Source organism: Melioribacteraceae bacterium 4301-Me (assembly GCA_041538185.1).
GTDB classification, from domain to species: domain Bacteria; phylum Bacteroidota; class Ignavibacteria; order Ignavibacteriales; family Melioribacteraceae; genus Pyranulibacter; species Pyranulibacter aquaticus.
The window spans coordinates 173596-186836 of sequence record JBGORM010000003.1 but is presented as its reverse complement, the minus strand read 5'-3'; the positions used below and the strand labels follow the sequence as shown (position 1 = coordinate 186836).

Here is a 13241-nt window from a genome sequence, read left to right as displayed (position 1 = left end):
AATGCCAACAAAAATACGTTAAAATAAACGAACTAGCTAAACTTAATAATTAATTAACAAAATGGGCTGAATCTAAATCAATAAAAAAATATTGAATTTAAAAACAGCCCAGTATTTTACAATTAATATTTCAACCCAAACGATTAATCAACCTTTTTGTTTGATTCTTCTTTTGACTCTAAAGAATCAGACCTCTCTTCAATGTTTTGTTTTACTTCGCTTTTGAATTGGTCAGAATTTGATGGTTCAGGTTGTTTGTCCTCGTACAAATTAAAATCCGAAGAATCAAATTTACCCGCATCAGCTTGTTTAATATCGCTGATGGATACCTTTTCAAGTTTATGTTCCTCAATATATTGCAGTATTTCCTCATCAGATTTTTCCTTAAGAACAGCTAAGGCACTCAATACAATCTTTTTGTTTTCTTTATCAAATTCAACAACCTTTAATGGCAATTTAGTACCCATTGGAAAACAATAAGATAAGTTTTTAATCTTAGCAGTAGAAAGTTGCGTAGCAGGGACAAATCCATCAACGCCTAAAGGTAATTCGGCAATTAGACCTTTTTCAATAATTCTAACTACTTTACCTTCAGTTAATACTCCAACGGCATATTCTTTTTCGAAATGGTCCCATGGATTCGGGTTTATCTGTTTATGTCCCAAAGAAATTTTTCTTTGTTCAGTATCAATAGAAAGAACGACGACATCAATTTTCTCGCCTTTTTTAACTACTTCACCGGGGTGCCGAATCTTTTTAGTCCACGAAAGGTCTGAAATATGAATTAACCCATCAATGCCGGGTTCGAGTTCTACAAATACCCCAAAATTTGTAAGATTACGAGCAATTCCTGTATGAGTTGAGCCAACAGGATATTTCTTCAAAATTTCCTGCCAGGGGTCTGGTGTAAGTTGTTTCATTCCAAGTGAAATTTTCTTTTCATCCTTATCCAAGCTAAGAATTACAGCTTCGACTACCTGACCCATAGAAACGAATTGTGACGGATGGCTAATATGCTGGGTCCAACTCATTTCAGAAATATGAATTAAGCCTTCGATTCCCTTTTCAATTTCTATAAATGCACCATAATCAGTTAACGAGACAACACGACCGGAAACCTTATCGCCAACTTTATATTTTTCGTTGATATTCTCCCATGGGTGTGGCAGAAGTTGTTTTAAACTAAGTGATATACGCTTTTTCTCTTTATCAAAATCAGTTACAACCACTCTAATTTTTTCATCTAATTTAACTACTTCGCTTGGGTGATTAATTCTGCCCCAGCTTAAGTCAGTAATATGAACTAAGCCATCAACACCGCCGAGGTCAACAAACACCCCAAAATCGGTAATTGCTTTAACAACTCCTTCAAGAATTTGTCCTTTTTCAAGTTTATCTAAAATTTCTTTTCTTTGATCGGCTATTGTCTCTTCAATTAGAACTTTGTGAGAAACAACAATATTTTCGGTTGGTATATTAACCTTGACTATTTTAAAATCCATTGTTTGTCCAACAAAAGCATCAAAATCCCTTACTGGACGAATATCAATTTGGGAGCCTGGTAAAAAAGCCTCAATTCCCATAAGGTCTACAACCATACCGCCCTTAATTCTTTTAAGAATTTTGCCTTGAATAACTTTATCTTGTTCGTAGGCTTCCATAACCTTCGACCAGATTTTCAAGAAGTCTGCTCTCTTTTTGCTAAGGACAAGATTTCCTTCCTCATCTTCAACACTTTCAATAACTACATCAATATCATCACCAATTTTTATTTCCTCTGTAGCCGAAAATTCTGTTTTTGGTATTGTACCATCAGATTTGAAACCAACATCAATCACTACATTATCTGCATTAATACCAACAATTTTACCTTTAAGGATTTCACCTTCTTTAATATCACGGAAGGATTCGGAATAAAGCTTAGCAAGGGATTTTAATTCCTCTTCAGAGTATTCTTCAGCATTAATATATTTTCCATCGGATAATTGAGCATCGTGGATCTTAAGATTATCTTTTTCGTTATCTGGCATTTAACCTCCAAATATTTTTCTGCTTATACTTTCTGGCCATCACAAAAAGAAAAGCAGTAAAAAATTAGTTTAACATTCGTTATTTACTGATGGCATAAAAATTATTTATCAATTTCTTTAATTTTCTTTAACAATGTTTCAATTTCATCAGCAATCGAAATATTTGTATTATCAAACTCAATTGCATCGTCTGCCTTCTTTAACGGGCTTACATCTCTCTCGCTGTCCAATTTATCTCTTTTTTCCAAATTAGCTTTAACTTCATCAAGACTAATATTAATTCCTTTTTCCAAAAATTCCTTATGACGTCTTCGTGCTCGTTCATCTATTGATGCTGTTAAATAAATTTTCAAATCTGCATCAGGAAAAACAACAGTTGTAGTATCTCTTCCTTCAGCTATTAAATTCCCATCTTCGCCAAGTTTTCTTTGTATTTTTACCAATTCGGCTCTAACCTCTGGAATTTTACTAATATCGCTAACTTTATCATTTATTTCGGCTGATCTTATTTTATCTGTTATTTCTTTATTATTCACGAAAACCCTTGTTATTCCATTTTCAAATTTCAGTTTTAATTTTACATTTCGAGCAAGTTCGATTACAGAATTTCTATCGTTTACGATACCTTTCTGAATAGCCAAGTAAGTTATAGCACGATACATCGCACCAGTATCAACATAAATAAGTCCTAAACGTTCAGCCAAATTTTTGGCAGCAGTACTTTTACCAGAGCCTGCTGGTCCATCGATGGCTATAACTATATTTTTTGACATAGTTTGCAAAAATATATATTCCTTACTCTTTTGGCAAACTTTTATGGTTTAAAATAACTAAATAATAAAAATTCTCACTGCTGTCCAAAATAATTTTGAAATCAAATCCCGAAGGGATGAATTACCAAATAAATTTTGAAAACTTCATGATTTTGGACTATTCTACTTGTCTTGTAAATCAAACCCTATCTCGTCCATACGGGACTTTTAACTTAAGTTTGATATTTATTCTATAACTATGGTTTAAGCATAATCAAAGCTTTATTGCCCCCTCAGAACAAAATATTTTTAGGATAAAGAACAAAGAAATAGATTAAGTCCCTTTAGGGACGAAATAAAAAATATATTGGACAGATATGAAAATTCTTAATTATCTTTATTCGTAAAGTTTTAATATCTGCAGCATTGAATTATGAATGTATCCATTAGATGCCAGCATTTGAGGGGAAAAAACATCCATTGGTTTCCCATTAAAATCAGTAACTAATCCACCTGCTTCTTCTACTATTAGCTTTCCTGCTGCAATATCCCATGGATTAATTTGTACTTCCCAAAACCCATCAAAAATTCCAGATGCAACGTAACACATGTCAAGAGCAGCCGAACCAAGCCTTCTTATAGCACGTGCAGCCTTTAAAAACCCAGCAAATTTTTCAATTGCTTTGTGCGGGTTGTTTTTTATATCGTACGGAAATCCTGTAACAAGTAAACTTTCTTCAAGATTGGAATTGGTGCTAACAGAAATTTTTAGAGCGTTTTTAAACGAACCACCTCCTTTCTCGGATGAGTAAACGATGTCATTCATCACATCGTAAACAACGCCGCAGACAACTTCATTTTTCTTTAGTAAACCAATTGAGACGGAAAAAATTGGTAGTCCATGAGCAAAATTAGTCGTTCCATCTAAAGGATCAATTATCCATGTGTACTCTGAATTCTTTTCGAGATGGCCCGTCTCTTCTGCAATAATTGTATGCGCAGGGAATTCTTTTTCTATAAAGTTTATAATTAACTTTTCTGACTCTTTATCAATTTCTGTAACTAAGTTTGACGAATTGGTTTTAAATTCCACACTTTTGTGTTTGCCAAATCCATCTCTAATAATTTCCCCTGCTTCTTTCGAAATATTTATTATTTTCTCTATCATAAAAATTTTTAAAATTTTATCGGTAAATATATCAAATCCATTTTTTATTAAAGAAAGTTTAAGTACAATATATAATTACTATTCGTTAGACCTTTCAACTATATCAATCAAATCATGTATATCTAAACCTCAATCAAAAATTTTTAACTTTCTTGATAGCCCTTTTATTATTTGGTATTTTTGTAAAAAATAAGAGTGAGATAAATGAACAAGCCATCTACAAAGTTGTTAAATGACGTTGTTACATTAGACGAGATACCTCGTACTTTAGCAGTGCTGCCTTTGAGGGATACAGTTATTTTTCCTTATATGATATTCCCAGTCTTGGTGGGAAGAGAACAATCAATAAGAGCGGCTAATTATGCCCTTGACACATCAAAGTATATCTTTTTAACTGCTCAAAAAAAGTCTAATATTGAAGAACCAACTACTGATGATATTTTTAGAGAAGGAACAATTGCAAAAATTATCCAGATATTAAAATTGCCCAATGGGTTATTAAAAATTTTAGTTGATGGAATTATACAAGGACGAATAATACATTTTACAGACCAAAAATCTTTTTTCGAAGCTGAGGTTGAAGTAATATTTCCTAAAGAAGATGACCAGCGCGAATTGAACGCATTAATTAGACAAATGTCTAACCTCTTCAAAGAATATGTTAAAATCAACAAATCGATTCCACCGGAAGCAATTAATGCTTTTGAAAACATCGAAGAAGCCGATAGAAAATTATTTTACGTTGCTGCTAACATTACTCAAACAATTGAAATTAAGCAGTCTATACTCCAAAAATTCTCATTAAAGGAACAACTTTATGAGGTAATTAAAATTCTTCATTCAGAAATAGATATTTTAAAAGTAGAAAAAGAAATTGAGAGCAAGGTCCAGGAAAACATAGCTAAAACTCAGCGTAAGTTTATTATTCAAGAGCAAATTAGAATTTTACAAGAAGAGTTAGGCGAGGAAGATGAGGTCTCTCCGGAATTTGTAAAGCTCAAAGAAAAAATCCAAAAAGCAAAGATGCCCCCAGAGGTTAACGAAAAAGCTCTTGAAGAACTGAACAAACTAAAAAAAACACCGCCAAGCTCACCTGAAGCTACAGTTATTCGCAATTATTTAGACTGGCTTATTGAAGTGCCTTGGTATCAAAAAACCAAAGACAATTTAGATATTAACAATGTTCGAAAAATTCTGGACGAGGACCATTATGGACTCGAAAAACCAAAAGAACGAATAGTTGAGCATATTGCTGTTCTTAATTTAGTTAAAAATATGCGTGGACAAATTTTATGTTTTGTTGGACCTCCTGGCGTTGGCAAAACCTCATTAGGCAGGTCAATAGCCCGCGCACTTGGAAGAAATTTCGTTAGGATTAGTCTTGGCGGTGTCCGCGATGAAGCTGAAATCCGAGGTCATCGCAGAACCTACATAGGTTCTATGCCTGGAAAAATTATTCAGTCAATGAAACGAGCAAAAACTATTAACCCTGTTATGTTGCTTGATGAAATTGACAAAATGAGTATGGACTTTCGTGGCGACCCTTCCTCTGCTATGCTAGAAGTTTTAGACCCTGAACAAAATCATACTTTCAACGACCACTATCTCGATGTAGACTATGACCTTTCTCAAGTAATGTTTATTACAACTGCAAACGTAAGGTACAATATTCCTCTACCTTTGCAAGATAGGATGGAAATTATTGAACTACCAGGTTACTTAGAGCACGAAAAACTTCAGATTGCCAAAAGGCACATTATTCCCAAACAAATAAAGGCACACGGCCTAGAAAAATTTAATGTTGAATTTACAGATGAATCAATTATAAAAATAATTAATGAATATACACGCGAAGCTGGTGTAAGAAACTTGGAGAGAGAAATTGCTTCTGTCCTAAGAAAAACAGCTCGCGAAATAGTTCTTATGAAATCAAAAAATGGGAAGAAACTTCCACAAAAAAGATACAATATTACTCCCGATAAAATTGAAAAATTCCTAGGTGTGGCTAAATTTAGAACCAAAAAAGCAGAAAAAGAAATGCGCGTGGGCAGTGTTATTGGTTTAGCGTGGACCAACGTTGGCGGCGAGATTCTTCAAGTAGACGCTACCATAATGGAAGGGACTGAAAAGCTAACTTTAACTGGACAAATTGGCGATGTAATGAAAGAATCTGCAATGGCTGCCCTTAGTTATTTAAGGTCAAACGCAAAAGAATTAAAGCTGCCCAACAACTTTACAAAAGGAAAAGAAATTCATATACATTTGCCTGAAGGAGCTATACCAAAGGATGGACCTTCTGCTGGAATTACACTCGCAATGGCTATTTATTCGGCTGTAAGTAACAAACCTGCACGTTCTGATATCGCTATGACTGGAGAAATAACTCTAAGAGGAAAAGTTCTGCCCATTGGCGGTTTAAATGAAAAACTATTAGCAGCAAAAAGAACCGGGATTAAAACCGTACTTATACCTAAAGAAAACGAAAAGGACCTTGCCGAAATAAAAGAAGAAATAAAGCAAGGATTGAAAATTATTCCAATTAGTTTAATTAAAGAGGCAATCCCCCATGTATTTGGAACAACTAAACAGAGAAAGAAAACAAAAAAAAGAACTAACAACTAATGGCAGAAAGCATAATTATCAATAAATCAAATTCTACAGAAGAAATTTACAAAGCTCTTCTTCCACAAATAAATTCATTATTAAACCCCAATGAACCGTTAATATCTAATCTTTCAAATGTTACTGCTGCATTGAAAGATGCATTCGATAAAATTAGTTGGGTAGGTTTTTATTTTTTAAAAGAAGCGACTTTGTTTTTAGGACCATTTCAAGGTAAAGTTGCATGCACAAGCATTCAATTCGGCAAAGGAGTATGCGGCATTGCTGCGGAAAAAAAAGAAACCATTATAGTTGAGGATGTAGAAAAATTTCCTGGACATATAGCTTGTGATGCTAACTCTAAATCAGAAATTGTTGCCCCTTTAACAGAAAACCAAAAAGTCTTTGGCGTTCTTGATATTGACAGCTACAGCTTAGCTGCGTTTAACAGTGTAGATAAATACTACATTGAAACATTATGTAAAACATTAGTAAAGAAACTCGATTTCAAATTAGTAAAACAAATTTTAAGTTAATTGTTAATAACGCTTTTCTTTACTAAGTTATTAAAGAAAAATTAATTGTTATTATCCAATCATTAACAAACTTGATATCGCAAATATGAATTACGTTGTTACAGCCCGTAAATACAGACCTCAAACATTTGATGAAGTAGTAGGTCAAGAACATATTACTAAAACACTTAAGAATGCAATCATAACCAATAGGATTGCACATGCTTACATTTTTGCCGGACCTCGCGGTGTTGGTAAAACATCAACAGCAAGAATTTTGGCTAAAAGCTTGAACTGCCTAAACAGAAAATCAGATGGCGAACCATGCAACGAATGTGAAATGTGTAAAGCATTCTCAAATTCCCAATCACTTGATATTATAGAAATTGACGGTGCATCAAATAGAAGAATTGAAGAAATACGGCAACTTAGAGAATCTGTAAAGTATGCTCCAACCAAAGGAAGTTACAAAGTTTATATTATTGATGAAGTACATATGCTCACTACCGAATCTTTTAATGCTTTATTAAAAACTTTAGAAGAACCGCCAGAACATACAATTTTTATCTTTGCTACTACTGACATACATAAGGTACCATTAACCATTATTTCCAGATGCCAAAGGTTTGATTTTAGAAGGATTGAACTTTCTACAATAAAAAATGCACTTAAAAAAATTGCCGTTTCCGAAGGAGTAAGCATTGATGATACAGCACTGACATTAATTGCAAAAAAATCTGACGGGGCTCTAAGAGATGCTCAAAGTCTTTTCGACCAAATTATTTCTTTCAGCGGAAATAACATTGATTCATCTATCCTTTCAAAAATGTTAAATCTTATAGATGAGGATGTATATTTTGCTGTTTCTAATGCTATCTTAGACAAAAACTTTAATGCTGCTTTTGAAATAACTCATAAGCTCTATGAAAATGGCTGGAACTTCACTGACTTTATCAATGGATTAATCGAACACTTCAGAAATATACTTACTGTAATAGTTAAAAAAGATAATAACTTGATAGAAGCAGCAGATGTAATAAAAGAAAAATATTTAAGTTATATTGGCAAATTTTCAGAAAGCGACATACTTAGAATCCTGTCATTCTTGAACAAAACACAATGGGAATTAAAATCATCTTCTAATCAGAAAATAAAGATAGAAATCTCACTTGCTCATTTAATCGGATTAGAAAAATCAGCTACTATTTCAGAAATTCTAAACAAAATTGGAAATGAAAAAATAACACGCGCTCAAGAAGCCAACGACTTAAACAGTCCATCATACAGCACTAAAAAAAAAATTAATTCAATATCCAACGTGACTTCGGTGAAAAAGGAAGAAATAAAATTGCCTGAAGTAACTTCATTTATTCCTCCTTATTCCTCAGTAGATTCAGACTTTCAAAAGATTATTGATAAGTGGCAAGAATTTGTTGAACAGGTAAAAACAGAAAAAATATTTTTTGGCTCTGTGCTGGTAAATTCTAACCCAATAAAGCTTGTCGATAACAAACTTTCAATAACTGTAGAACACCCTGACGACGGCGGGATTATAGAAGAAAATAAATCATATTTAGACAAAAAAACTAAGGAAGTATTTGGAAAAAAAATTGAATTGCATGTAAAATTAGATGGCGATAAAACTCACCAAAAAGAAACAGATTCTACACAACAAAATACAGTTGACGAAAGTTCTATCATTAGTGCAATCATAAATGACCTCGGCGGAAAAGAAATCAAGTAAGAACTCCATTAAATAATCAGCAACCTTTTTATAATTTATAAAAAAACTAACTCTTTTCTTTTATATAAATGAATATGGCATTTTAGGAATCCGGGAAGATAGAAAATAGTGTGACAAGAATTTACAACCCTGCTTATCTTGAAACTGTTGAAAATAAATTAACTCCAAATTTTCCACCAGCCTGCTGGCATGTTAGGGAAATGGGAATTCACACACAAGTTAGATAACTATAATGACATACCAAAACGCGGTGAATTCTCACGAATTTTTTTGGGTTAAATGTCCTCTCCAAACTTTCTAAAAGTATCTATAATTATTTCAAGCGATTCGAGTGCATCTTCTTCGTCGATTATTTCAGTTGCAATTTCAAGCGCTTCACTCAAAAAATCTTTAGCTATGTCATCATCCTCCGCGCCAAATGATTCAAAAAGAAAATGACCAATATCAGCAGCCCATATTAAAAGTTCCTGTTCCTCTTCATCTTCAGTACCCTCTCTCAAAATTTCATCTAACCTATCAAACTTTAGACCAGCATGTAAAAGAAAAGGAGAGGCGAGTATAGCAAAAGTTAATCCATCCTCAGGCAAAAAATAAAATTTACGCTCAAATTCTATTTGCTCCTTTTGTGCCGCAGATAATTTTCCCCTTTTCTTCTTCTTAGGTTTAGAAGCTATACCCGCTTTTTTCTCCTTATTTTCAGATTTTAATTCAATAGCATCAAAATCAATTTCAATACTTTCAAACCACTTCGTTTTTTCCTCAGGTGTATAAGTCTCTAACTTTTCTTTTTCTTGAACAATAGTATTATTCCAAGCGTTTTTAATTAACAACATAAATTTGTTGGCTTCTTCTAAAGAACTAAACTCACTAATGTTTTTAACAGCAAAATACTTTCTCATTTGTATATCATAGAAATGGGAAATATCATCCATTGCTTCCGAAACAGCCTTAGGTTCACCATATACATTAATACATCTTTTTAGATTGTTTTTTGCATTCTTATTTTGAGGATATTCTTGTAATGCTAACTTCCAGTTATCAATAGCTTCTTGCTTATAACCAATTTTCCAATAAAGACTACCGAGGTCATTCAAACAATCAGAACGAGCATCAGAATATTCTTTTGGGGTTAATTCATAAGATTTCTTATACGACTCTTCCGCTTTATCAAACTCTTCCATTTCATCATACACTTTAGCAAGTTGAAAGTGTACTTCATAAGAATCTGGGAATTTTTTTTCAGCGACTTTCAACAAATCAAGTGCTTTTTGACTTTGCCCAAGCATAGAACATGCGATTGCTTCAATTGTGTAAAAGAAAAAATTATTAGGATAAACAGTGCGTGCAGCAGTAGTTTCTTTAATTACTGCTTTATATTTGCCATCCCCAAGCTGTTTTGTTACTTTTTTCAATAAATCATTCTCATGTTGATTTATATTAAAAATTATCGGCTTTCCCTTTTTTACTTTCTTTTCTCTTTGCACTGATTTTAATTTTGAGCCAAGTATACTTTAAACTACTATAATAAACAACATAAAATTAAGCTCGAATACTAACAAGAGTATTGTTTTTTGTCGTTTTGCAAATTAAAGCAGATTTATGAAAAATATAACATACAGATAATAATTAAACTTAATATCGTATCTGCATTTTTGTGTATTTATAAATTATTTACAGATTCAAATCCAGCATGTAACTATAAGTACTATTGATTTGAATATTGACTTAAGCTTTTGTGAGAATGACAAATGGACCTGACCTTATCAGTTCATTTAAAACTACATTGTTTACAGAAGACAAGTATTTTATTTGAATATCACTTTTTTAGTTAACCCCTTAGAGAGGTTAATTTCTTTTAGTATTTTTCATTAATATATTTATGTATTGTAATATAAGTACAAAAAAAATTTATGAATATTAGGCATAACGAACCTTTTGAGTTTGCATTTCGATTTGTTACAGAGACTAATCAAAATGTTTTTTTAACAGGGAAAGCTGGAACAGGTAAAACTACTTTCCTTCAGTATTTAAGGCAAAACTCTATTAAAAAAATAATAATCGCCGCGCCTACTGGCGTTGCAGCAGTAAATGCCGGCGGTACTACCCTCCATTCCCTGTTTCAACTCCCTCTTGGCATAATATTGCCTTCGACTGACTTTAATGAAAATTACAGTAAATTTAAGAACCACCCCCTCTTATCTAAAATTCACTATACAAAAGAAAAATTAGAGCTTTTAAGCAATATTGAATTACTAATAATTGACGAAATAAGCATGGCATCATCTTATATTTTAGATGCAATAGATACCATCTTACGCTATGTAAGAAAAACAAATAATAAACCATTTGGTGGTGTACAATTATTGCTCATTGGTGATCTTTATCAATTACCACCTGTGATAAAAAGAGATGAATGGGAAATTTTAAAAAATTTTTATAATTCCATTTTTTTCTTCGATAGCCTAGTTTTGAGGGAAAATCCACCTGTTATTATTGAGTTCAAAGAAATTTTTCGTCAAAGCGACAATAAATTCATTGAAATATTAAATGGCATTCGCAACAACGATATAACTGAAGATAATTTTAATTTGTTAAACTCACGCCTAAGAAAAAATTTTATCCCCAACAACAATGATGGCTATATAATCCTTACAACCCATAATTATCAATCTGATCAGATTAATAAACAAAAACTAAATGAACTACCTAACAGAAGTTATATTTTTAATGCTGAAATCAATGGTGACTTTCCCGAACATCTTTTTCCAGCTGAAAAAGAATTGGAACTGAAGGTTGGTGCACAAGTAATGTTTTTAAGAAACGATACTGAAGAAAAACTATACTTCAATGGTAAACTTGGCATAATAACAAAGCTTGATGATAATTCCATAAAAGTAAAATGCAAAGATTTACCTTACGAAATCGAAGTTAAAAAATACGAATGGAAAAACATACGATATAAAATCAATACTCAAACAAGAGAAATTAGTGAGGAAATCACTGGAACCTTTATTCAATACCCGCTTAGACTTGCATGGGCAATAACAATTCACAAAAGTCAAGGATTAACTTTCGACAAAGTAATTATAGATGCTGAAAAAGCTTTTGCAATGGGACAAGCCTATGTTGCTTTAAGTCGATGTACATCTTTAGAAGGACTTGTGCTTAAAAGTCCAATTTACAAAAATTTTTTAGGTGCACATGAAGAGCTTATTGAATGGGAAAATGCAAACAACAAACATGATATTATCAATTTATTTAACAAGGCAAGAGAAGAGTATATATTACAAGAACTGCAAGAAATATTTAACTGGGATAAGTGGCATCAAGAACTAAATGATTTTTATGAACTTATATTATTGAATCAAAATAAAATATCTACAGGCGCAATTTCGTGGTTAGAGAAACTAATAAGTAAACAAAAACAGCTTGCTCAATACGCTTTAAAACTTATGGAGTTTATTAATAATAAATCTGAAGAAAATTACAAAGTTGAAGAAAATAATTTTATCCAGAAAAAAATTATAGAGGCGGCAAATTATCTTTATAGTGAGTTAAATACATGGATAAACCAATTTTACAGCCATCCTCTTTCAGTACAAACAAAAAAATTATCAAGCCAAATAGATTCTGCATTTGGAGAAATAATCTTAATAGTTGAAGATATTTTCAACAAAATTAACTACTGTAGAAATGGTTTTTCGTTAAGTGATTATCTTAAGTATAGAAAATCTACTGCTATAAACATTAAGAAAATGAAAAGCTCTTATGCTAATAATGAAATTGCATCTTTTTCACTTCGCAGTATTCCAAATCCCGAGCTATATAACCAATTAGTTGAATTAAGAAATAAGATTGCAATTGAATCTTCTCTTCCAGTTTATATGATTTTTAATAACAATACGATAAAAGAAATATGCCAGTTATTACCATCGAGTAAAGAGAAATTAAAATTAATTAACGGTTTAGGCGAAAAGAAAATTGAAAAATACGGCGACAGAATAATTTCGTTAGTTTTAAGTCATTGCAAAAAGAATAATGTAGATAATTCTGAAATCGAAAAGAGATTATTATTAAACAAGCAGAAAAGCAGACAAGGTTTTTTAAAAAAGTCGGATACAGTATTAGTAACACTTAAGCATTTTAAAGAGGGTAAAAATATCGAACAAATTGCCAATGACAGGGGGCTATCTATAAGTACAATAGAAAATCATATTGCCACAGCAATAAGTTTAAATCTACTTCAAGTAGAAGAAGTTTTGCCAATAGAGGAAGTACATAAAATCAGCAGCTACTTTCCAAAGAACTTAACAGATGTGCGTTTGCAGCCTATCAAAGAGAAAGCACCTCCTGAAATTTCTTACGGTAAGTTAAGAATGGTATTAGCATGGCTTCAAAAAAAGCAGAACAATTAAATTCTATGAAGTCAAC

At 32.2% G+C, this 13241-nt stretch carries 8 protein-coding genes; 4 read left to right on the top strand and 4 right to left on the bottom strand.

Annotation, left to right across the window (positions count from 1 at the left end; genetic code table 11):
* Nucleotides 1-143: 143 nt before the first annotated feature.
* From rpsA to ABRY23_06845, 3 genes are all read right to left on the bottom strand, one after another.
* A complete protein-coding gene (gene rpsA / locus ABRY23_06855) occupies nt 144-2030 on the bottom strand; it encodes a 30S ribosomal protein S1 (GenBank protein MFA3782768.1) in 1887 nt (628 codons plus the stop codon).
* Between the two features lie 101 nt (nt 2031-2131).
* The gene (gene cmk / locus ABRY23_06850) at nt 2132-2803 is read right to left on the bottom strand and encodes a (d)CMP kinase (protein ID MFA3782767.1); all 672 of its coding nucleotides are present in this window, start codon (nt 2801-2803) and stop codon (nt 2132-2134) included.
* A 376-nt stretch (nt 2804-3179) separates the two neighbouring features.
* Nucleotides 3180-3950 (bottom strand): inositol monophosphatase family protein, encoded by a 771-nt coding sequence (locus ABRY23_06845; protein MFA3782766.1) that lies wholly within the window; start codon nt 3948-3950, stop codon nt 3180-3182.
* Nucleotides 3951-4154: 204 nt separating this feature from the next.
* On the opposite strand from ABRY23_06845, the gene lon reads away from it, so the two are divergent.
* The 3 genes from lon to dnaX all read left to right on the top strand — a co-directional run bounded on the left by lon (nt 4155) and on the right by dnaX (nt 8810).
* Nucleotides 4155-6572 (top strand): endopeptidase La, encoded by a 2418-nt coding sequence (gene lon / locus ABRY23_06840; GenBank protein MFA3782765.1) that lies wholly within the window; start codon nt 4155-4157, stop codon nt 6570-6572.
* Entirely contained in the window at nt 6572-7087 is a 516-nt protein-coding gene (locus ABRY23_06835; GenBank protein MFA3782764.1) for a GAF domain-containing protein, read from the top strand. The genes lon and ABRY23_06835 overlap by 1 nt, the downstream gene beginning before the upstream one ends.
* Nucleotides 7088-7172: 85 nt before the next feature.
* Nucleotides 7173-8810, top strand: coding sequence for a DNA polymerase III subunit gamma/tau (dnaX, locus tag ABRY23_06830; protein ID MFA3782763.1), 1638 nt, complete (start codon nt 7173-7175; stop codon nt 8808-8810).
* A gap of 275 nt (nt 8811-9085) precedes the next feature.
* Here the strand turns inward: dnaX and ABRY23_06825 are convergent, their stop codons facing one another.
* Nucleotides 9086-10222, bottom strand: a complete 1137-nt coding sequence (locus tag ABRY23_06825; protein MFA3782762.1) for a tetratricopeptide repeat protein — start codon at nt 10220-10222, stop codon at nt 9086-9088.
* Between the two features lie 498 nt (nt 10223-10720).
* Between ABRY23_06825 and ABRY23_06820 the strand changes: the two genes are divergently transcribed.
* Entirely contained in the window at nt 10721-13225 is a 2505-nt protein-coding gene (locus ABRY23_06820) for a helix-turn-helix domain-containing protein (protein ID MFA3782761.1), read from the top strand.
* Nucleotides 13226-13241: the final 16 nt, after the last annotated feature.

Coding starts and splice junctions, on each gene's coding strand:
- rpsA (MFA3782768.1), bottom strand. CDS start 2,030: ATGCCAGATAACGAAAAAGATAATCTTAAGATCCACGATGCTCAATTA.
- cmk (MFA3782767.1), bottom strand. CDS start 2,803: ATGTCAAAAAATATAGTTATAGCCATCGATGGACCAGCAGGCTCTGGT.
- ABRY23_06845 (MFA3782766.1), bottom strand. CDS start 3,950: ATGATAGAGAAAATAATAAATATTTCGAAAGAAGCAGGGGAAATTATT.
- lon (MFA3782765.1), top strand. CDS start 4,155: ATGAACAAGCCATCTACAAAGTTGTTAAATGACGTTGTTACATTAGAC.
- ABRY23_06835 (MFA3782764.1), top strand. CDS start 6,572: ATGGCAGAAAGCATAATTATCAATAAATCAAATTCTACAGAAGAAATT.
- dnaX (MFA3782763.1), top strand. CDS start 7,173: ATGAATTACGTTGTTACAGCCCGTAAATACAGACCTCAAACATTTGAT.
- ABRY23_06820 (MFA3782761.1), top strand. CDS start 10,721: ATGAATATTAGGCATAACGAACCTTTTGAGTTTGCATTTCGATTTGTT.